Here is a 21,062-nt window from a genome sequence, read left to right as displayed (position 1 = left end):
TCAGGCCGCCGCGGCGAGGTCGGGCTCGGGCAGGGGTTCCGGCCAGCTCACCGGACGACCGAAGGACAACGGCTCGGCCAGCGTGAAGCCCAGGTGGGCGAAGCGCCGGGCGGCGTCCCGCATCCGGATCGCGTGGTCGACGCTGGCCTCGCCCAGTGCCGACTCGGTGTGGCCCGAGAAGGCCATCAGCATCGTTTCGCACAGGCAGGCGTAGGCGAGCCCGCGCGGCAGGCCGATGTCGCCGCGGACGTCGATACCCGGGATCGCCGCCACGCCGCCGTCGATCACCAGCACGTCCGGCCGCTCGGTGAGCAGCCGCGGATCGGTGTTGCGGGGCTGGGTGTCGTCCAGCACGACGGCGCCGCGCTTGAGCTGCGCCGACCCGATCAGTGCGTCGGCGGCCGAGGTGAGCAGCAGCACCAGATCGGCGTCGCGGACGGCGTCCAGCGAGGTGGAGGTGCGCACCTCGACGCCAGTGTCGTGAGGGGCCAGGCTCGAGGCCAGCGAGGTCAGCCGCCGCTCGCCGCGGGCGATCAGGGTCAGCGTGGCCCCGAGCGGTTCGTCGGCCAGCAGCCGCACCACGCACGAACCGACGCTGCCGGTGGCGCCGACGATCGCGATGTGCGAGCCGGGCGCCGCGGGCAGCAGCCGGCGCAGCGCCTCGACGGTCAGGTAGGCGGTGAACGCGTTGCCGGTGGTCATCGTGACGCCCGCCCGCGGACGCAGCAGCCGTCCGGCACCGGTCACCGGAGCGGTGAGGGCACCCAGCCCGACGATCTCGGCGCCCAGCTGCTGCGCCCGGTCGATGCTCTGTTCCACCTTGTCGATCGCCCAGCGCCGGTCCTCGGTGAGCAGCTGGCGGGCACCCACCGGAACCACCAGCATCCAGCCGTCGGGGCCGGCCTGCGGCGCGGTGTCGTGCCGGCGGATGGTGGCCAGCAGTTGGGGCGGCACCGGCAGCCGGCGCAGTCCCCAGTCCCAGGCGGACGAGGGGATGCGGCCCAGCGGACGCCAGACCCGGCCCATGTCGGCGGCCACGTCGGCACGGGGATGCGCCAGGAAGGCGAACTTCTTGGCCGGCTGGCCCGGCGGTACCGGGTGGAGATCGACGCTCACGGCGGCTCCTGTCTCGAATGCTCGTGTGAGCATTCAGAGCGCAGGCAAGCCGGTGCTGATACGGGTTCAGCCGGTCCGCGCGCCGACTTCGATCAGGAGCGATCGGCCTCGGGTTCGGCCACGGCCTCGGGTTCCGGTTCCGGCTCGACCTCGGGCTCGTCGGTGACCGCCGGCGCCTCCAGCGGCGGCACCGGCTCGGCCGCGCCCGGCACGACGTTGTCCAGATTGCCGCCCAGGAAGATCGACAGCCAACGCGTCCGGGGGTCGGCGTCGAAGAAGATGCCCTTGCAGAACAGGGTCAGCGGCACGGCCAGGATGGCGCCCAGCGGGCCGATGATGATCGACCAGAAGACCAGGGAGATGAACGTGGTGGTGATGTTCAGCCCGACGGCGTCACCGGTCACCTTGGGCTGGATCACCATCGACGCGATGAAGTTCACCACCACGTAGGCGATGACCATGATCACCATGGTTTGCAGGTCGCGGGCCAGCAGGGCCATCAGTGCCGGCGGCACCATGCCGATGATGAAGCCGATGTTGGGAATGTAGGCGGTGACGAAGGCCAGGATGCCCCAGGTGACCACCAGCGGGATCTGCAGCCAGGTCAGGATGCCCATGTTGATCGCGGCGACCGCGAGGCCGAAGATCGTGTTGACGATCCAGTACTTGCGCACCCGCCAGGAGAAGTCGAGCAGCGCGGCCGCCAGGTTGGGCCGCACCCGGGCCAGTTTCGTGCCGCCCTCGCCGGTGTCGGTCAGGTCGATCGAGATGAACGCCACGAACAGGAACAGTGAGCCCAGGAAGGTCACCCAGAACCCCACCTGACCCATGACCCCGCTGACGTAACCGAGCAGCCGGGAGTAGTCGAAGGTGGTCACCCATTGGGTGATCGTCTCCTGACTCACTCCCCAGGCCATCAACTGGGTGGACGCCTGGCTGTACAGGGCGTTGAACCGGTCGGCGTAGGCCGGCATCGCGGCGACGAACTGGATCATCGCCACCGTCACCGCGAGCAGGATCGCGAACAGCACCAGGAAGACCACGAGCATGCCGAGCAGCGCGCTCAGGAACTTCGGCACCCGGTGCGCGTTCAGCCACAGGACCAGCGGACGAGCCGTGAGCACCAGCGTCATCGCCAGGAAGACCGGCGCCACCACATCGCGGATGAAGTAGACCCCGACGAGGCAGGCCACGATGGCGGCCCCGGCATAGAGCATCCGGATTCCCTCGGGCGTGCCGTGGGTCTCGGGGGTCGTCGCTGCGCTCACGGCTCGGAGTCTAGTGCTGGGACCCCCGGGCTTCGCCAGGCACGGCCGGGTGGTGCTACATGCCGGCGCGCCAGCCCGCGGTGTGCACCGGAGCGTCGTAGAGCTCGGTGAGTTCGTCGTCCAGCCGCATCACCGTCAGCGAGGCCCCGGCCATCTCCAGCGAGGTGAAGAAATTGCCTACCTGGCTACGGGTGACGTTGATTCCCATGTCGGCCAGCCGGTTCGCCGCGCGGTTGTACATGATGTATTGCTCGCACAGCGGGGTGGCGCCCAGGCCGTTGATGTAGAGCAGCACGTTCTCGCCGCGCTCCAGCTTCAGGTCGCCGACGGTGGCCTCCAGCAGGGTGTCGACGATGTCGTCGGCCTTCATCATAGGGACGCGCTTCACGCCCGGTTCGCCGTGCACGCCGATGCCCAGCTCCATCTCGTCCTCGCCGAGTTCGAAGGACGGCTTGCCGACCGTCGGCACTGTGCACGGGGTGAGCGCCAGGCCCATGGTGGCCATCCAGTCGTTGGCCTTGGCGGCGATCCGGGTCACGTTCTCCAGGTCGTCGCCGCGGTCGGCGGCGGCGCCGGCCAGCTTGAAGGCGACGATCGCGCCGGCCACGCCGCGGCGTCCGGCCGTCCAGGTGGAGTCCTCCACGGCGACGTCGTCATTGATCACCACGGTGGTGACCGGAATTTCCTCCATGTCGGCCAGTTCGGCACCGGTTTCGAAGTTCAGGATGTCGCCGGTGTAGTTGAGGATCAGGTGCAGCACACCGGCGCCGCCGTCCGCGGCCTGGGTGGCGGCCAGGATCTGGTCGGGGGTCGGCGAGCTGAAGAACGCGCCGGGCGCCGCGGCGCTCAGCATGCCCTTGCCGACGTAGCCGCCGCCGAGCGGCTCATGACCGCTGCCGCCGCCGGAGATGACGCCGACCTTGCCCTGGACGGCACCGCCGGCCCGGCACACGTAGAGCGGGTCCTCGTGCACCTCGACGATGTTCGCGTAGGCGGCGGCGAAGCCGCGGTTCATCTCGTCCAGCACGTTGGCCGGGTCGTTGATGATCTTCTTCATGACTTCTCCCTTTGGACTGCCGGCGGCCTCGTTGCCCCCGGTCGGCGGATCAGATCAATAGCTGAATCGGGTGCGCGATCAGCGCGGCGAGAGCCTGCAGGTACTGCGCGCCGAGGGCGCCGTCGATAGCGCGATGGTCGAACGACGCGGTGATCCGACAGGTGGTGGCGACGCTCAGCTGACCCGACTCGTCCACCCACGGCCGGGGCTTGGCGGTGCCGATGGCCAGGATGGTGCTCTGCGGCGGGTTCAGGATCGCGGCGAAGTCGTCGATGCCGAACATGCCCAGGTTGCTGACGGTCAGCGAACCGCCCTCGAGCTCACGCTGCTGCAACCGGCCCTCGCCGGCCCGGGTCACGACATCGGAGATCGCGGCCGCGAGCGCGGTGATGCCCAGCTGTTCGACGCCACGGATGACCGGGGTGACCAGGCCGCGTTCGCTGGCCACCGCCACCGCGACGTCACTGCCGGCGTACTGCAGCATCTCGTCGTCGCTCCAGCTGACGTTCGCCTCGGGCACCCGCTGCAGGGCGAGTCCGGCCGCCTTCACCAGCAGGTCGTTGACCGACACCCGGCGCTCGGCCGCGGCGTTCACCTCGGCGCGCAGCGCCAGCAGCGGACCGAGATCGAGCTCGCGGGTCAGGTAGAAGTGCGGCGCGTTCTGCTTGGACGCCTGCAGCCGGCTGGCGATCGCCCGCCGCAGCCGGGTGTGCGGAATCCGGGTGACCTCGGCGGTCGGCGCCGGAGCGGTGGGCGTGGGGGCGGGGACGGCCGGGGCGGGCTGCTGGGCAGCTCGTGCGCGGGCCGCCTCGACATCCTTCTTCGTGATCCGGTTCGCCGGGCCGGTGCCCGGAATGTCGTCCAGTTCCAGGCCGTACTCCTTGGCCAGCCGGCGGGCGAGCGGGCTGGAGAAGATGCGATCACCGGCGCGGCGGGCCGGAGCGGCAGGAGTCTCGGGGGCTGGTGCCGCGGGAGCCTTCGGGGTCTCCGGATCGGGCGCCTGCATGTCTTCCGCCACCGCGATGGTCTCCACCGACGGTTCCGGCTCGGACGCACCGCCCAGCTGGGCGACCAGGCCCGCCGCCACGGCAGGGTCCTCGCCGGGCTCGGAGAGCACCGCGATCGGGTCGCCCACCGGGGCCCGGGTGCCGTCGGCGACCAGCAGGGTGTGCACGACCGCGTCCGCGTCGGCCTCGATCTCGACCAGCGCCTTATCGGTTTCGACCGTTCCCAGCACGGTGCCTTCCGACACCTTCTCGCCGGGGCTGACCGCCCAATGGTCCAGCAGTGCCGTGTCGGCGTCGGCCGAGACACCGGGCATGCGCAGCAGGAAGGCCATCGGTCATCCCTTCAGTTCGTTGAGGGCGGCGACGATGTCGTCGGTGTTGGCGTTGGCCGCGGTCTCCAAGGCCTTGGAGATGCTCGGCGCGGCCTCGCCGCCCTGCACCCGCAGCACCGGGGCGTCCAGCCAGTCGAACAAGCGGCGTCCGATCTCGCCGGCCAGCCAGCCGCCGTACGAGGTGCCCTGGGCGCCCTGCTCGACGATCACCACCCGGTTGGTCTTCTGCACCGATTCGGTGATGGTGTCCCAGTCGATGCTGGCCCGGTCGAGCCAGCGCAGGTCGATGACCTCGCCGTCGACACCGGACTGCTCCACGGCGTCCAGGCAGCGCTGCACCATCGACAGGTAGCTGATCAGGGTGACCTCGGAGCCTTCGCGGCGCACCGCCGCCTTGCCGAACGGCAGCACGTAGTCGAGGTCGGTCGGGGCCGGCCCTTCCAGCTTGTACAGGTCGGCGTCGTGCTCGAGCACCGCCACCGGGTCGCCGGTCAGCATCGCGGCGTTCAGCAGACCGACGTAGTCGACCGCGCTGGACGGCGCAATGATCCGCCAGCCCACCGAGGTGGACAGCACGCCGGCCGGATCCATCGAATGCTGCGAGCCGTAACCCGTTGTCGTACCGATCTTCAGCCGCATCAGCATGGCCATGTCGTGGTCGCCGCCGAACATGTGCCGGGCCCGTCCGATCTGGTTGAAGATCTGGTCGGCGGCCACCCAGATGAAGTCGGCGTACATCAGCTCGACCACCGGGTAGAACCGGCCGTCCAGTGCGATGCCGCCGCCCAGCCCGGTGAAGCCGGCTTCGGCGATCGGGGTGCCCAGCACTCGTCCGGGGAAGTCCTGCGGCAGGCCCTTGGTCGCCCCGCGGGAGCCGCCGTTGAGCTTGTGGACGTCTTCGCCGAGCACCAGCACTCGGTCGTCGGTCTCCATCCGGCGATGCATCACCGCCGCGATCACGTCGACGAACCGCGCGGTGGCCAGCTCGTCGGCGGCGAAGTCCAGGCCGGTGCGCACCCGGGCCGGGTCGATCTCCGGCCAGTCGCCGCGGATGCCGACGTCGATGAAGGACGCCGGGGGCCACAGCTCGGGCCGGATTCGCAGCTGCCCGGGCCGTCCGGCCGGGTCGGGCTCGGTGATCCGTCCGGCCAGCTCGCGCATCAGCTGCTTGCAGCCGCGGCGCAGCGCGTCCAGCTGCTCGCGGTCGGCGATGTCGAGCCGCTCCAGGTGCCGCTCGGCCATTTGCAGCGGGTCGCGGTCGCGCCAGCTGGCTTCCTCCTCCTTGCTGCGGTAGCCGAAGGCGCTGCCCGGGAAGGGGCCGTTCTGGTGGAAGTAGCGGTAGGTGTCGGCCTCGACCACGGCCGGGCCCTGCCCGGTGCGGACGTGGGCGAGCACCTCGTCCATCACCAGCTTCACCGCCAGCGCGTCCTGGCCGTCGACCCGCCAGCTGGGAATGCCGAAGCCGAGGCCCCGGACGGAGAGCCGCGCATCGGCGGTGGACTCGTCGTCGGTGGTGGAGACCGCGTAGTGGTTGTTCTCGATGAAGAAGACGATCGGCAGCTTCCAGGCGGCTGCGATGTTCAGCGCCTCGAGGGTGGAGCCGATGTTGCTCGCGCCGTCGCCGAAGTAGGTGACGGCGACCGCGTCGGTGCCGGCCAGCTGGTGGGCCTTGGCGAACCCGGTGGCGAACGGGACGGCGCCGCCGACGATGGCGTTGGTGCCCATCGCCCCGATCTCTTTCCACTGCAGGTGCATCGAGCCGCCCCGGCCGTGGCAGTAGCCGTCGGACAGTCCGGCGATCTCGGCCAACGTCCGGTACAGCACGGTGACCACGTCCGGCGTCCAGTCGGCGCCCAGCCGGAACCCGTCGGGTGCCACGGCGTTGAGCGCCTTGGCCAGGAACTGGTGATGACCGCGGTGCGAGCCGTTGATCTGGTCGGCGGTGGTGAGCGGAAGCGCCGAACCGACCGCCCCGGCCTCCTGGCCGATCGAGGAGTGCGCCGGGCCGTTGATCAGCTTCTGGCCGGCCAGCTCGAGCACCTGCTCCTCGAAGGCCCGGATCAGGTGCATCTGCACCGTCATGGTCTCCAGCAGGGCCGGATCGGCGGCGTCCCAGTCAGCCTGCTCGGCGGTGAACTGGTTCCAGGCGGCCGAGGGCTGCAAGGGCTCAATGGTCGGCATACTTCGTTGCCTCCTAGGGCACGCGGGCACCGCATCCATGCGGTGACTACGGGTGAGGTAAGCTCAGGTAGCCTCAAGCTACAGGACATGATCGTACATGTACAGCCAAGTTGCATGCTCGTTCCGATCCCCCAAGGAGTGATGCGTGACCACCACCCTGAACCGGAACTCGGCTGTTCCGCTCTACCTGCAGCTCGCCGACGAGTTGCGGAACAAGATCCTCAGTGGTGAATGGCAACCGGAACAGCGCATCCCGTCCGAGAACGAGCTCAACCAGATCTATTCGATCAGCCGGATGACCATTCGGCAGGTGCTCGGCAAGCTGGTCGACGAGGGTCTGGTGTTCCGGGTGCACGGCAAGGGCACCTTCGTCGCGCAGCCCAAGATCGCCACCCGCTCCCCGTCGTACCACGGGGTCCGTGAGCAGCTCGAGCAGCAGGGCTACTCGACCCGCACCGAGATGCTGAACTCGGGTGAGCTGGAGGCCGACGTCCGGCTGGCCCGCGAGCTCGACGTGCCGGTCGGCACGCCGCTGTCGATGGTCGAACGGCTGCGCTACGCCGGGGACACCCCGATCAGCCTGCACAAGTCGTACGTGCCGATGCCGCTCGCGCCCGGCCTGCTCAGCCACGATCTCGCCGAGAAGCAGCTCTGCCAGGTGCTGGCCCGCGACTACGGCCTCGACATGGCCTACGTGCACGAAAGCCTGGAGTCGCTGAACCCCTCACCCGCCGAGCTGAGCGCGCTGCGGGTGCGCCGCGGCATCCCACTGCTGCTGCTCGAACAGCGGATCAGGGACGCCTCGCACCGGCTGTTCGAGTACACCCAGATCAAATTCCGGGGCGACCGGGTGCGGCTCGAGTTCGACTACGACCTCACCGGTCCCCGGAAACGCTAGCTTCGGCGCGGTCCAGCACCCGTCCGATCAGTTTCGGCGTCCACTCGCCCGACATCACCAGCAGGTCGGGCAGGGTGAGCCGGTCGCGCATGTAGGGCAGCGCCGACAGCGTCCAGGCCAGCTGCTCGCGACCGACCGCCGGGGTCAACTCGTCGAATCGGACGGCGGCACCCCAATGCCGCAGCGTCGCCGCGCTGCGAGCCGGGTCGCCGACATAGCCGAACAGGGCCTCCAGCAACTCGCCGCGGCCCTTGTCGCAGTCGGTTTTGTCGGCGGCGTTCCAGGTTGCGACCTTGCGTTCGACGGCGCTCAGACACTCCTGCCCGAGCCGTCCGGACGGGTCGAGCTCGGCCCAGGTGCCCAGCACCCGCTCGGCCAGATCGTCGGGGTAGGTCAACTCGGACCAGCGCAGGTCGAACACCCGGCAGCTGGCCCGCACCTCCTGCCACAACGCGGTGCACAGCACGGTGGCGGCACCCACCTGGGCGCCGTGCAGATCGTGCTCGGTGCCGCGCGCCATCGCGGTCATGTCGAGGATGTGGCTGACCAGGTGTTCCGACCCGGACAGCGGCGCGGTCGAGTCGGCGATGCCGATCACCAGCCCGCCCAGGGTGAGGCCGTCCACCAGCGCCCGCTGGGCCACCTCGGGGTCGGGGTCGGCGAGCTGCTCGACGGCGTCCAGCACCGGACGGACCACCGCGTCGTCGAACGGGCCGTCCAGCCCCAGCCGGCAGGCCAGGTACCAGTCCGCCGGCGCCGACCAGATCGCGATCGCGTCACCCACACCCGAACGGTTCAGCCGAGCCGGGGCGGCGCGGATCACCCGATCGTCGATCACCAGCGCCGAGGGCCAACTGGACGGCTTGGTGCGTTTCGCGCCGCCGATCACCAGGACGCTGAGCGGATCGGAGAAGCCGTTCACCGAGGCCGCGGTCTGCACGGCGAGCAGCGGCGCGCCGGAGCGTGCCGCCACCACCTTGCCCAGATCGGTGATCGTGCCCGAACCGACGCTTACCACCAGGCCCGGAGTCCCGATCTCGGCGACCGCCGCCTCGACCGTGGCCTCGTCGAGCGTGACGTGGCCGTGCGGGCCGCCGGCGGTGACCAGCCGGGCCGGGCCGACCAGGCCGGCCACCCAGGACAGCAGGTCGACGTCGGCGGCCGTCTTGACGGTGTCGTCGGACAACAACACCCGCTCGCCCGGTGCGGCCAGCCGGCGCACCAACACCGGTATCTCGTCCAATGCCGCCGGGCCGGCGGCAAGCCGGGTCAGTGCGCCGGCGGAACTCCGCTGCGCGAACGCGTCGAGGTCGGTCATGCGCGCCGGGTGATCGCCTGCAGCTTGTCCCAGATCGGCGGCATCGCCGTCCGGTACTCGCGGTAGATCTCGAAGTACTCGTCGTACAGCGCCGTCCGCTTCTTCTTCGGCCGGTAGCGGCGCAGGATGTTCACGGTGGCGTCCGCGCCCTGCTCGTAGGAGTCGAACAGTCCGGCCCCGACGCCGGCGACGATCGCCGCGCCCTTGGCGCCGAATTCGGTGCCGGCCGGCACGATGACTTCGCGGCCCAGGACGTCGGCGAAGATCTGCGACCAGACCGCCGAGTTCGCACCGCCGCCGGCCATCCGGACCGTCTTCACCTCGGTCGGGATGGCGTCCAGGCAGTCGCGGATGCCGTAGGCGACGCCTTCGTAGACGGCCCGCAGCAGGTCGTTGCGGGTGTGCGCGCCGGTGATGCCGATGAAGGATGCCCGGGCGCTCGGCTTGACGAAAGGGGCCCGCTCGCCGCCGGGTGCGGTGTAGCCGTGGAAGAGCACCCCGCGGGAACCGACCGGCACGCTCTCGACCACCTCGTCGAGGTAGTCGAAGAAGCTGAACTGGGGGCCGCGCGCCTCCGCCTCGTGGCGGAACTCGGCACCGAACTCGCGCAGGTACCAGTCCAGGTTCGGGGTGCAGGAGTTCATCCCCATGGCCCGGATCCAGGTGGTCGGGCTGTGCGGGATCACCCAGCCGACGTCGTCCGGGGCGATGGTGCCGCTCAGGTCGTCGGTGGCCACGGTGACGATGCCGGCGGTGCCGATCACCGCCATGCAATCGCCCGGACGGGCCACGCCGACGCCCAGCGACGAGGCGGTGATGTCCATCTGGCCCTTGAACACCGGGGTGCCCTCGACCAGCCCGGTGAGCCCGGCGGCGGTGGCGGTGATCCCGCCGACCTGGGTGATCGGGGACTTCAGTTCGGGCAGCACGTCGCGGACGTCGGTCAGGCCGAAGTGGTTCAGCACCTCGAGCGACCACTGCCGGGTGCGGACGTCGATGCCGGCCAGTGAGGCGTCCGAGGGATCGGTGGAGAGGTCGCCGGTGAGGTTGTACTCGATCCAGTCCTTGCACCACAGGTTGGTGGCGCCCTGGAGCAGTTCGGGCTGGTTGTCCAGCCGCCAGCGCAGCAGCGCGGAGGCGGTGCCGGCATAGGGGCCGAGGCCGGTGGTCTGGAACTGCCGGCTGATCGTGCCGTCGGCGTACCAGCCGTCGATCAGGTCACCGGCCCGGCCGTCGGTCCACAGAATGGCCGGCCCGGCCGGTCGGCCGTCGGCGTCCACCGTCCAGATTCCGTCGCCCTGTCCGGTGGCCGAAATGGCGACGATCTCTTCGGGCTTCACCGAAGAGCCCTCGATCGCGTCGCGGATGGCCAGGGTGGCGGCCACCCAGACGGTGTCCATGTCCTCTTCGGCCATGTAGGTGGTGGGGTTGACGATGGGTACGTTCTTGGCGCCACGGCTGAGTTCGTTGCCGTGGATGTCGAAGATGGCGGCCTTGATCACGCTGGTTCCGGCGTCGATCCCCATCAGGTACTGCGGCATTGAGCTGTCCCTTCCGCTGTGGCGGGCGCCCCGGTGCGTCCGCGCGGTTGGTTGTCGATGCTAACCAGAGTTGTATAGACATGTCTAGCGTTGGCCAAGCGTGCTGGACCGTGGTACGAAATGCGGGTGCGCGCCCTGGTGAAATACGCCCCCGGTCCCGGCAACATCGAGTTGCGGGACGTGCCCCGTCCCGAGCCCGGCCCCGGACAGGTGCTGATCGACGTCGCCTACGCCGGGGTGTGCGGCACCGACCGGGCCGCCCTCGACGGGCGCTATGGCGGACTGATCCCGCGCACCTTGGGCCACGAGGCGTCCGGGGTGATCGCCGGACTCGGGCCGGATCTCCGTGGTGATCTGGCGGTCGGCGACCGGGTCACCTTCGAGACGGACGCCTACCTGTGCGGCACCTGCCTGTACTGCCGGGCCGAGCAGTTCCAGCGCTGCCCGTACCGCAAGGGCATCGGCACCACCGCCGACGGTGCCCTGGCCGACAGCCTGGTGATGCGCGAGTTGGCCGTCCACAAGCTGCCGGACGGCGTCGCGCTGCTCTCGGCGGCGCTCACCGAGCCGCTGTCGATCGCCGTCCATGCGGTGATCGAGCGCAGCCCGTCGCTGGCCGGGCAGCTGGTGCTGGTCACCGGTCCCGGTGCGATCGGGGCACTGACCAGCGCGGTCGCCACCGGTGTCGGCGCCACCACGGTGCTGATCGGACGCTCCCGGCACGCCGCCGCCCTGGCCGGGGCGCTGGACCGCGGCATCGCCAGCCACGTGGTCGACGTCGACAACACCGACCTGGCCGGCTTCGTCAACGGACTCACCGACGGCTACGGCGCCGACGCCGCCTTCGAGTGCTCGGCGGCCAACAGCTGGCCGCGGGACCTGCAGCCGCTGTTGCGGCGCGGCGGACGGCTGGTCCTGGTCGCGCTCTACCACGGTGAGGTCGGGGTCGACTTCGATCTGCTGGTCAACCGCGAACTGGAGCTGATCGGGTCACGGGGCAAGAACGCGCAGAGCTATCGCACCGCCCTGCGGCTGCTTGCCGACGGCCGGATCGACGCCGAATCGTTCATCTCGGAAGTGCTCCCGCTGGAGGAGTGGGAGACCGGCCTGGAACTGGTCGGACAGGGCCGCAAAGTCGTCTTCGAGGTCGGCGGCGCCGCCCTCGGCTGAATCATTGGGCTAGTCAAAGGCTGGTCAGCCCCCGGCCAAGTTGTCTATAGTTGTACATACGTGTCGTCCACCGTCGGACCCGACAAGTCATCTGGAGGAGCCCATGCCCTACGTCAACACGCTGGATCTGGTGACCGCCGCCAAGGGCAGGGGCTATGCCGTCCCCGCGATCAACATCGTCGACCCGCTGACCATCAAGGCGGTCGTCGAGGCGGCCGATTCGGTGGGTTCGCCGGTCATCCTGCAGACCTCGGTGAAGACGGTGAAGTCGGCGGGCGCCGGCGTCCTGCACTTCGCGGCCAAGGAGGCTGCCGAGAACGCCTCCGTCGGTGTCTCGCTGCACCTGGACCACTGCCCCGACCGCGAGGTGATCAGCCTGGCGATCCGGCAGGGCTGGTCGTCGGTGCTGTTCGACGCGTCCGATCGTGACCTGGAGCAGGCCCGCAAAGAGACCGCCGAGGTGGTCGCCGAGGCACACGCCGCCGGGGTCACCGTGGAAAGCGAGATCGAGAACATCATCGGCGTCGAGGACGGCGTCGGCTCCGACGAGTCCCGGCACTCCTACACCGTCGAACAGTTGGTCGAGGTGGCCAAGGAGACCGGCACCGATCTGATGGCGCCGCAGCTGGGCACCGCGCACGGCATGTACACCGCACAACCGGTGCTGTTGCCCGAGCGGGTGCGGCAGATCCTGGCGCTGCACGACATTCCGGTGGTGCTGCACGGCGGCACCGGCCTCAGCAACGCCGAGTTCGACGAGTTCATCGCCGCCGGCGTGACCAAGATCAACATCTCCACCGCCCTCAAGCACGCCTACATGAAGACCGCGCTGGAGTACCTGAAGCAGTGCGAGGCCAGCAACAAATGGGAGCCGGTGAAGCTCTTCGAACCGATGATCGCCGCCTCCAAGGAGCTGTTCGTCAGCTTCGCCGACATCTTCCACTCGAGCGGTAAGGACGTCTCCCGGTGAGCGAGCACGCATTGATCCTGGACTGCGACGGCGTCCTGGCCGACACCGAGAAGGACGGCCACCTGGTCGCCTTCAACCAGACCTTCGACGAGCTCGGCTACCCGTTCCGCTGGTCCGAGGACGAGTACGCCGACCTGCTCAAGGTGGGTGGCGGCAAGGAGCGGATGCGGCACTACCTGTCGCAGCATCCTGAGATCGAGCTGCCCGGTTCGGACGACCTGGACGCCCTGCTGGCCCAGGTGCACAAGCAGAAGAGCGGCGACTACCAGGAGATCGTCAACAGCGGCCGGATCCCGGGCCGTCCCGGCATCAAGCGGCTGGTCGAGGAGGCCCTGGACGCCGGCTGGCAGGTCGCGATCGCGTCCACCTCCGCGGTGCCCAGCGTCGAGGCCGTCGCCGTCGCCGTCTTCGGTCAGGCCACCCGCGACCGGCTGGCCGGCATCTTCGGCGGCGACGTCGTCCCGGCCAAGAAGCCGGCACCCGACATCTACCTGTACGCCCTCGACCAGCTCGGCATCTCGGCCGACCATGCCGTGGTGGTGGAGGACTCCGAGAGCGGCGCCAAGGCCGCCGCCGCCGCTGGCATCGCGCACATCGTCACGGTCAGCCACTTCACCCGCGACGACCCCTTCCCGGACGCCGTCGTGGTGGTCGAGAACCTCGGCGAGCCCGGCTGCCCGGCAACCGTCCTGGCCGGTGACGACGTCCGCGACGACCGCGGCGTGATCGGCTTGGAGTCGCTCGAACGAATCGCCCGGTCGGCGGGCTGAGATCCCGGCGTTCGCCGGGATGACGGTGAGGGTCGCCGGTCTCGTCATCCCGGGCTTGCCCCGGGATCTCGGCGGGCAACCAACGCAAGGATCTCGGGAGTCACGCCGATGTCGGGGCCCAGATCGGTCCAGCTGGGGTTGGTTGAGGTGACCAGCTCGTCCTTCCATGCCCGGCGCCAGTTCTTGAGCTGCTTCTCCCGCTGGATTGCCGCGACGATGCTGTCGTCTGCTTCGAAATGGACCAACTTGGTGCATTGGTAGCGCTGGGTGAACCCTCGTTGCAGACCGAGCTTGTGTTCGGCGACCCGTCGGACGAGGTCGTTCGTCACCCCGATGTACAGGACGGTGTTCCGCTTGTTGGTCATCAGATACACGTAAGCGTCGCGACTCACAGCGACTCCTTTTCGTAGCGGCATCGATTGGCGGGACGCTACGGGCTGCTACCGACAACAATGGCTGGAATCGAGAGTTATCCACAGGCGGAGATCCCGGCGTTCGCCGGGATGACGAGGTGGGCCGCTCCGTCACTCGGCGGGTCCGATATCCGCGGCGTCCGTCATCCCGGCGAATGCCGGGATCTCGTCGGTGACGGTCGCTACAGGGTGCCCCAGAGCTTAAGCGCGGTCGCTAGTTCCTTGTGGTCGTTCGCTGCCTCGGACGCGGGGAGGCCGGTCAGGGCGGCGTCGACGGCTTGCCGGAGGGCTCGGACGCCGGCGGCGGCGCCGTCCGGGTGGCCCTGGATGGCGCCGCCGACGCCGAGGACGATGTCGTGGCCGAGCTCGTCCATGAAGCGCTGCACGGTGCCGGGGTGGACGCCGCCACCGACCACCGGGAAGGCCGGCTTGAGGTGCGGACGGGGCAACGACAGCTGCTGCGCGGTGCGCAGGTACTGCAGCCGTGAGATCGGGTAACCGCCGTAGGGCGACACCAGCAATGCCAGGTCGGCGCCGGCCAGCCGCGGGAGCAGCCCGGTCGCCAGCGGGGCGCTCATTCCGGTGCGCGGCCCCTCGTAGAGCGGGGCGGCGCCGGCGAAGTGGCCCAGGATCGGCACCCCGACCTCGTCGGCCAGCATCTCCACGGCACCCAGCCCGGCGGTGGTGTAGGCCACCATCAGGGCCCGGGCGCCGGCGTCCACGGCTCGCTTCGCGGTGGCCAGCATCTGGTCCGGACGGTCGGTGATGTTCGGCAGGTAGATGGTCCGCACTCCGGTCGCCGCGTACGCGCGCTCCGCGGCCGCGGTGAACAGCTCCACCCGGCGCAGCACCGTCGAATAGTCGGTGTTGCCCATCAGCTCGTCGTCCTTGATCAGGTCGATCCCGCCGCGCGCGGTGGCCTCGAAGATCTCGGCGGCCACCTCGGGCGGCAGCCCGGTGCACGGCTTAAGCATGTTGAGCAGCAGCGGACGGTCAGCGACTCCGGTGAGTTCCCGCAGCCCGGCGACCCCGAACCGCGGCCCGCCGAAGGCCCGCTCCAGCTCGCCGGGCAGTTGCAGGTCGACCAGCTTCGCCTCCAAAGACGTGGAGGCGTCGTTGCCGATCAGCGCGTTCAGCAGCTGCGGCAGCGAGGCGCCGAAGTTGATCGTCGGGAAGGCGATGGTGGCCAGGTAGCCGACCGGGCCACCATCGGCATGCGTGGTGGTGTCGGCGGGCGGCATCGGCAGCACCTGGACGACGCGGCCCTCGTGCCGCTCACGCAGCTCAGGGGTCAGCCCGGGCACCTCGACCCAGGTGCCGGTGGTCTGGCCGACCGCGAACCGGGAGATCCGCGCCCACGGGTCGACGTCGGCGGGCAACTCCAGGGCGTAGCTCGCCAGCAGGTAGTCGCCCTCGCGGGCCAGTTCGGCAAGGATCGCGCGCGCCACCATGTCAGGCCCCGTGCGCCGCGGCCAGTCGTTCCAGCAGGTGCGCGGCGCCATCGTCGACGTTGGACGGTGCCACGCCGCGGGCCACCTCATGCACCTCGGGCCGGGCGTTGCCCATCGCGACCGGGAAGCCGATCCGGCTCAACCAGCCGACGTCGTTGCCGCCGTCACCCGCGCCGAGCACGTCGTCCGGGGCGATGTCGTAGCGCTGCAGCACCCACTCCAGCGCGTGCCATTTGGTCGACTCGCGGTCCACGAACTCCACGATGGTGTCCATCGAGCGCTGCACCCCGGGCAGCCGGCGGTGGATCTCGTCGGCGACCTCGTCCATCCGGTCGTTGGGTGCCCAGCCCATCATCTTCAGCACGACCGCGTCGTCGATGTCGTCGGGGTCGCCGATCTCGGCGTCCTCGTGGTTGAGCACGCGAATCGTCTCGCGCATCGGACCGTCGGCGGCCACGTACAGATGGTCCCGGGTCCACCAGGTCAGGTCGAGGCCGAGGTCGTCGGCCAGCTCCCGGAATGCCCGCTTGTCGGCCGGCGCCATCGGGTTGACCGCCAGGTCCTCGTCCGTGGTCGGGTCGAAGACCAGCGCGCCGTTGCAGGCGATCGCCAGGTGCGGCAGTTCCGCCCGCCGAGCGATGTCCATGGCGTTGTGGCGGGTGCGTCCGGTGAGCAGGATCACCGGGAGGTCGAGCCGGCTCACCGCGTTCAGCGCGCGGATCGTGCGAGGGGTGACCAGGGAGTCGGCGCCGGCCAGCGTCCCGTCGACGTCCAGCGCCACTGCGCGCACTGCGGACAGGTCGAGGTGATCCAGCATGGAGCTCCTTCCCGGGGAATCACGGAGGCTACAGGTATAGACAAGTATGTTCAAGGGTTGACCTGTTCAGTGAACCCTTCCTAAGGTGTGCCCGAGGGCGACCGCGATGGTGCGGCCCAGGGACCCAATCAACCCAACCACACTGATGTGAAGGGGAGCCATGACCAAATACATCCTCGGGATCGACTCCGGGACGACGAGCGTGCGCTCGTTCGTGATCGACGAAGCCGGCACCGTCGTCGGCTTCGGCCAGCAGGAACTCACCCAGCACTATCCGCGGGCCGGCTGGATCGAGCATGACCCCAAGCAGATCCTGGCCTCCCAGCTCGAGGTGATGCGGGCGGCGCTGCGCTCGGCCGAGGTGACCCCGGCCGACATCGCCGCGGCCGGCATCACCAACCAGCGCGAGACCGCCCTGGTGTGGGAGAAGTCGACCGGTGAGCCGATCTACAACGCCATCGTCTGGGCCTCCCGGCAGACCGTGGACGTGGTGGAGAAGTGGGTCGCCGACGGCATCGGCGGTCTGATCGAAGAGCGCACCGGCCTGATCCCCGACGCCTACTATTCGGCGTCCAAGATCCGCTGGATCCTCGACCGTGTGGCCGGCGCCCAGGAGCGGGCCGAGCGCGGCGAACTGCTCGCCGGCACCATCGATACCTGGCTGATGTGGAACATGACCGGCGGCGAGTCCTTCGTCACCGACGTGTCCAACGGTTCGCGGACCATGATGATGAACCTCAAGACGCTGGACTGGGACGAGGAACTGCTCGGCCACTACGGCATTCCGCGGAGCATGCTGGCCAAGATCCTGCCCAGCGACGCGCACTTCGGCGACCTCGAGTCGAGCTTCGGCGCACCCATCCCGATCGGTTCGGATCTCGGCGACCAGCAGGCCGGCCTGTTCGGCCAGGCCGCCTTCGAGCAGGGTCAGTGCAAGATGACCTACGGCACCGCGGGCGTGCTGAACATCAACTGCGGCACCGAGCCGCAGCGGATCCCCGGCCTGACCCCCAGCGTCGGCTGGACGGTGCAGGGCAAGACGTCGTATGAGATCGAGGGCGTGCTGTTCGCCCAGGGCAAGACCATGCAGTGGCTGCGCGACGACCTGCAGCTGATCCACGCCGCACCCGACTCGGAGTGGTACGCCGGTCAGGTGAAGAGCACCGACGGCGTCTACCTGGTACCGGCCTTCACCGGCCTCTCGGCGCCCACCTGGGACCCCTACGCCCGGGCTGCGATCATCGGCATCAGCAACGCCACCACCCGGCTGCACATCATCAGGGCCGCGGTGGAGTCGATGGTCTACCAGACCCGCGACATGGTCGAGGCGGCCACCGTCGACAACGCCGTCACCATTCCCGAACTACGGGTGGACGGCGGCGCGGTCAAGAACAACCTGCTCTGCCAGATGCAGGCCGACATCCTCGGCGTCCCGGTGATCCGGCCCAAGAACCACGAAGCGACGATCTTCGGCGCCATGCTGCTGGCCGGCCTGTCCAGCGGCGTCTACAGCTCGCTCGACGACCTGTCGAACATGTGGGCGGTCGAGCGGGTGTTCGAGCCCGAGATGAGCCGCGACGAGGCGGACGGCCTGTACGCCGGCTGGGTGGCCGCGCGTGAGCTCACCAAGGGCTGGACGAAGAAGCTGCCGCAAGGCTGACGCGGCTCCCGACGGGCCCACGAGCACCATTCCCCTGGGTGCTTGTGGGCCCTTCGTCGTCGCCGGCGAAGGATGGGATCAGGCGGGACGTTCGATGCCGAAGACGGCGGACAGGCCGTCCAGGAACTCGTCGCGGCGTCCGGAACCGGCCAGCTCACGGGCCCGCACCGACGGACCGTGCAGCAGCACGCCGGCGAAATGCCGCAACGCGGCTTCGGCCTTCTCGGCGGTTTCGGGGTCGTAGCGCCGACGGACGCGGGTCAGTTCGGCCTCGAGCGCGTCGCCGACATGGGAACGCAGCGCGGCGACCGCCGGCCCGACCGAATCGGCGTCCTCGGCGTGTGCCGCGGCGGCCTGCCGCACGATCGCCTCGGCGTCGTCGGCCACCGCGAGATGGTGCAACGGGGCGTGCAGCTTGATCGCCTCGAGATCGAGCAGTTCCACACCGGGCTGGTCGACCACCTGCGGATCGACGTTGCGCGGCAGCCCCAGATCGACGACCACCCGGCGGCGATGGCCGCTGTGCGGCCCGCCGACCGGGCATTGCGCCGCGGCGTGGGCGGTGACCGGGCATTGGCCCTGGAACAGGGCGGGACCGACCACCAGTTCGGGGCTGGTGGTGCAGCAGACGATGAGATCGGCGGCGCTCGCCGTGGCGGCCACCGCGTGGCCGCTGACCTGGTGCAACCCGTGCCGGGCACCGAAACCGGCGCCGCGTCCGGACGGCGACCAGACCGAGATCGCCTGCACGCCCCGGTCACGCAACGCCTCCAGGCAGGAGGTGGCGTAGCGGCCGGTGCCGACCAGCAGCACCTTCTGCTCGGCCCAATCGGTGATCCGATGGGAGGCCAGATCGAGGGCCAGCCGGATCAGCGACGGACGCGCCGCGCCCAAACCGGTGCGTTCCCGCACCAGCCGCCGGGTGGCCAGCGCGTCGGAGAAGATCCGCTGCAGCCGAGGGGTGGCGGTGCCGTGGCTCTCGGCACGGTTGAGCGCCCGCCGCACCTGACCGGTGATCTCGGGCTCGCCGATCACCACCGATTCCAGCCCTGCGGTGACGCCGAACAGATGCCGTGCCGCCTCCTCGCCGCGCAGCAGGGTGAGCGGACCGCGCAGCCGTTGGATGCTGGACAGAGTGTGCGGCGCGACATCGAGGTAGACCTCGAAACGGTTGCAGGTGCTCAGCACGATGCTGCCCGCGACGCCGTCGGCGGCGAGCAGGGCGTCCACGAGCGCCGTCCCCGCATCACCGCTCAACTGCTCGAGAGCGGCGAAATCGTGGGTGCGATGGCTCGCGGTCAGGCACAACAGCACCGCGCCAGCATAGACCTCGGATAACGGCAGTGGGCGGTGTCAACGGAGAATAGGGTGCTGATGTGACCACGACAGTGCTGCCGGCGACGCATCCGCTCAACACCGACACCGCCTCGTCGTGGCTGGTGAGTGCCTACCGGGGTGAGCGGCCCGACACGACCCCGGTCTGGTTCATGCGTCAGGCCGGGCGTTCGCTGCCCGAATATCGCGAGTTGCGGGTGGGCCGCCGCATGCTCGACGCCTGCCTCGACCCCGAGTTGGCCGCCGAGATCACCCTGCAGCCGGTACGCCGGCACGGCGTGGATGCCGCCATCTTCTTCTCCGACATCGTGGTGCCGCTGAAACTCGCCGGGGTGCCGGTCGAGATCGAACCCGGTGTCGGCCCGGTCTTCGCCGCGCCGGTCGACACCCCGGAGGCCGTCGATGCTCTGCTCGCCGAGCATCCGCCGGAAGGTTTGGACGACGCGCTCGACCCGATCCGCAAAGCGGTGCGGCGCAGCGTGATGGCGTTGCGACTGCTGCACGACGGGCGGGATCCGCTGATCGGGTTCGCCGGGGCGCCGTTCACCCTGGCCGCCTATCTGGTCGCCGGACGACCCAGCAAGGACCACCTGGCCGCCCGGGCGATGATCCACCGTCACCCGGACGCTTGGGCGCGGCTGCTGGACTGGTGCGCCGAACTCTCCGGACGGTTCCTGCGTGGCCAGGTGCTGGCCGGGGCGTCCGCGGTGCAACTGTTCGACTCGTGGGCCGGTTCGCTGCCCGCTGCGATCTACCGCGCGCATGTCGCACCGGCGTCGTCGAAGACCTTCGACGCCGTCCGGGACCTGACCGACGATCGTGGCCGCCCGGTGCCGCTGGTGCATTTCGCGGTCGGCGCGGGCGAGCTGTACGGGGTCCTCGACCTGGACGTCGACTGCATCGGGGTGGACTGGCGCACCCCGCTGGACGAGGCCTGGCGCCGGATGCCGACCGGTCCCGCGGTGCAGGGCAATCTCGACCCGGCGCTGCTCGGGGCTCCCTGGCCGGTGCTGCGGGATGCCGTCGACGACGTGTTGCGTCGCGGCGAAGTGGCACCGGGGCATGTCTTCAACCTGGGTCACGGAGTGCCGCCGAGCGCGGATCCCGAGGTGCTCACCCGGATCGTCGACCACGTGCACAGTCGTTGATGAGACAGACGTTGATCAGGATGGGGCGATGAAGGCGATCGTCGTCGGTGCGGGTGCCGGCGGGCTGGTGGCCGCCTGGGAACTCGCCCGGGCCGGCTGCGCGGTGACCGTCTTCGAGGCCGGTGAACGACCCGGCGGACTGCTCGACCGGGTCGTTGTGGATGACCTTGCCCTCGACGTGGGCGCCGAGGGCTACTCGGTGCGCGGTGGGGCGGTGGCGCAACTGCTGGCCGACCTGGGTGCCGCCGATCGGATCGCGCAGCCCGCGCCGGGCGGCGCCTGGCTGCAGACCGCGTCCGGGGCACATCCGATCCCGAAACGCCTGGTGTTCGGGATACCCGCCGATCCCGGGGCGGGCGACGTGCAGGCGGTGGTCGGTGAAGTGCCGGCGGCGCGCGCGGCGTCCGGGAGTTTGGCTGAGGTGGTCCGGGCCGGCTACGGGCAGCGGGTGCTCGACGACCTGGTCACCCCGCTGGTCGGCGGCGTCTACTCGACGGCGCCCGACCAGGTGCGGGTGGCCGACCTGGCGCCCGGGTTGGCGGCAGAACTGGACGCCGGGACGCCACTGCGGGCGGCCGTCACCCAGGCCGCGGACGCCGTCCCCGCGGGG

18 protein-coding genes are annotated in these 21,062 nt (G+C 69.9%); 7 read left to right on the top strand and 11 right to left on the bottom strand.

What is annotated here, in order from left to right; genetic code table 11:
- The 5 genes from QM624_RS11500 to QM624_RS11480 all read right to left on the bottom strand — a co-directional run bounded on the left by QM624_RS11500 (position 1) and on the right by QM624_RS11480 (position 6,961).
- On the bottom strand, positions 1 to 1,116 hold the full coding sequence (locus QM624_RS11500) for a hypothetical protein (protein WP_415091898.1): 1,116 nt from the start codon (positions 1,114 to 1,116) through the stop codon (positions 1 to 3).
- A gap of 92 nt (positions 1,117 to 1,208) precedes the next feature.
- A complete protein-coding gene (locus QM624_RS11495; protein ID WP_415091896.1) occupies positions 1,209 to 2,384 on the bottom strand; it encodes an AI-2E family transporter in 1,176 nt (391 codons plus the stop codon).
- Between the two features lie 55 nt (positions 2,385 to 2,439).
- Complete coding sequence (gene dhaK, locus QM624_RS11490; RefSeq protein WP_415091894.1) at positions 2,440 to 3,441, bottom strand: dihydroxyacetone kinase subunit DhaK; 1,002 nt, start codon at positions 3,439 to 3,441, stop codon at positions 2,440 to 2,442.
- A gap of 49 nt (positions 3,442 to 3,490) precedes the next feature.
- Positions 3,491 to 4,780 (bottom strand): dihydrolipoamide acetyltransferase family protein, encoded by a 1,290-nt coding sequence (locus QM624_RS11485; protein ID WP_415091892.1) that lies wholly within the window; start codon positions 4,778 to 4,780, stop codon positions 3,491 to 3,493.
- A gap of 3 nt (positions 4,781 to 4,783) precedes the next feature.
- Complete coding sequence (locus QM624_RS11480) at positions 4,784 to 6,961, bottom strand: thiamine pyrophosphate-dependent enzyme (RefSeq protein ID WP_415091890.1); 2,178 nt, start codon at positions 6,959 to 6,961, stop codon at positions 4,784 to 4,786.
- 145 nt (positions 6,962 to 7,106) lie between these two features.
- Here QM624_RS11480 and QM624_RS11475 point away from each other — a divergent pair, with 145 nt between their 5' ends.
- On the top strand, positions 7,107 to 7,859 hold the full coding sequence (locus tag QM624_RS11475; RefSeq protein ID WP_415091888.1) for a GntR family transcriptional regulator: 753 nt from the start codon (positions 7,107 to 7,109) through the stop codon (positions 7,857 to 7,859).
- Here the strand turns inward: QM624_RS11475 and QM624_RS11470 are convergent.
- Both QM624_RS11470 and QM624_RS11465 read right to left on the bottom strand, forming a co-directional pair.
- Positions 7,837 to 9,177, bottom strand: coding sequence for an iron-containing alcohol dehydrogenase (locus QM624_RS11470; protein ID WP_415091886.1), 1,341 nt, complete (start codon positions 9,175 to 9,177; stop codon positions 7,837 to 7,839). The two genes, QM624_RS11475 and QM624_RS11470, sit on opposite strands and share 23 nt — an antisense overlap.
- A complete protein-coding gene (locus QM624_RS11465) occupies positions 9,174 to 10,718 on the bottom strand; it encodes an FGGY family carbohydrate kinase (RefSeq protein ID WP_415091884.1) in 1,545 nt (514 codons plus the stop codon). The genes QM624_RS11470 and QM624_RS11465 overlap by 4 nt, the downstream gene beginning before the upstream one ends.
- A gap of 126 nt (positions 10,719 to 10,844) precedes the next feature.
- Here QM624_RS11465 and QM624_RS11460 point away from each other — a divergent pair, with 126 nt between their 5' ends.
- From QM624_RS11460 to QM624_RS11450, 3 genes are all read left to right on the top strand, one after another.
- Complete coding sequence (locus tag QM624_RS11460) at positions 10,845 to 11,888, top strand: zinc-binding dehydrogenase (protein ID WP_415091882.1); 1,044 nt, start codon at positions 10,845 to 10,847, stop codon at positions 11,886 to 11,888.
- Between the two features lie 103 nt (positions 11,889 to 11,991).
- On the top strand, positions 11,992 to 12,858 hold the full coding sequence (locus tag QM624_RS11455) for a class II fructose-bisphosphate aldolase (RefSeq protein ID WP_415091880.1): 867 nt from the start codon (positions 11,992 to 11,994) through the stop codon (positions 12,856 to 12,858).
- Positions 12,855 to 13,628 carry an HAD-IA family hydrolase gene (locus QM624_RS11450; RefSeq protein WP_415091878.1) on the top strand — a complete coding sequence of 258 codons (774 nt, stop codon included), beginning with the start codon at positions 12,855 to 12,857 and terminating at the stop codon, positions 13,626 to 13,628. Before QM624_RS11455 ends, QM624_RS11450 begins: the two co-directional genes overlap by 4 nt.
- A 44-nt stretch (positions 13,629 to 13,672) precedes the next feature.
- Here the strand turns inward: QM624_RS11450 and QM624_RS11445 are convergent, their stop codons facing one another.
- The 3 genes from QM624_RS11445 to QM624_RS11435 all read right to left on the bottom strand — a co-directional run bounded on the left by QM624_RS11445 (position 13,673) and on the right by QM624_RS11435 (position 16,309).
- A complete protein-coding gene (locus QM624_RS11445) occupies positions 13,673 to 14,020 on the bottom strand; it encodes a GIY-YIG nuclease family protein (protein WP_415091876.1) in 348 nt (115 codons plus the stop codon).
- A gap of 203 nt (positions 14,021 to 14,223) precedes the next feature.
- A complete protein-coding gene (locus tag QM624_RS11440) occupies positions 14,224 to 15,492 on the bottom strand; it encodes a RuBisCO large subunit C-terminal-like domain-containing protein (protein WP_415091874.1) in 1,269 nt (422 codons plus the stop codon).
- A 1-nt stretch (position 15,493) separates the two neighbouring features.
- Positions 15,494 to 16,309 (bottom strand): HAD-IIB family hydrolase, encoded by an 816-nt coding sequence (locus QM624_RS11435; protein WP_415091872.1) that lies wholly within the window; start codon positions 16,307 to 16,309, stop codon positions 15,494 to 15,496.
- A 160-nt stretch (positions 16,310 to 16,469) separates the two neighbouring features.
- On the opposite strand from QM624_RS11435, the gene QM624_RS11430 reads away from it, so the two are divergent.
- The gene (locus tag QM624_RS11430; protein WP_415091870.1) at positions 16,470 to 17,969 is read left to right on the top strand and encodes an FGGY family carbohydrate kinase; all 1,500 of its coding nucleotides are present in this window, start codon (positions 16,470 to 16,472) and stop codon (positions 17,967 to 17,969) included.
- Positions 17,970 to 18,047: 78 nt separating this feature from the next.
- Here the strand turns inward: QM624_RS11430 and QM624_RS11425 are convergent, their stop codons facing one another.
- A complete protein-coding gene (locus QM624_RS11425; RefSeq protein ID WP_415091868.1) occupies positions 18,048 to 19,283 on the bottom strand; it encodes a glutamyl-tRNA reductase in 1,236 nt (411 codons plus the stop codon).
- Positions 19,284 to 19,345: 62 nt separating this feature from the next.
- Between QM624_RS11425 and hemE the strand changes: the two genes are divergently transcribed.
- Positions 19,346 to 20,452, top strand: coding sequence for a uroporphyrinogen decarboxylase (hemE, locus tag QM624_RS11420; protein WP_415091866.1), 1,107 nt, complete (start codon positions 19,346 to 19,348; stop codon positions 20,450 to 20,452).
- Between the two features lie 28 nt (positions 20,453 to 20,480).
- The coding region (locus QM624_RS11415) for an NAD(P)-binding protein (protein ID WP_415091865.1) at positions 20,481 to 21,062 on the top strand (582 nt) is incomplete at its 3' end.

Origin of the sequence: Micropruina sp. (assembly GCF_047606365.1) — a bacterium.
GTDB lineage: Bacteria > Actinomycetota > Actinomycetes > Propionibacteriales > Propionibacteriaceae > Micropruina.
Note: the sequence above shows the minus strand (reverse complement) of the source record. Positions and strands in the feature narration are given on the sequence as shown.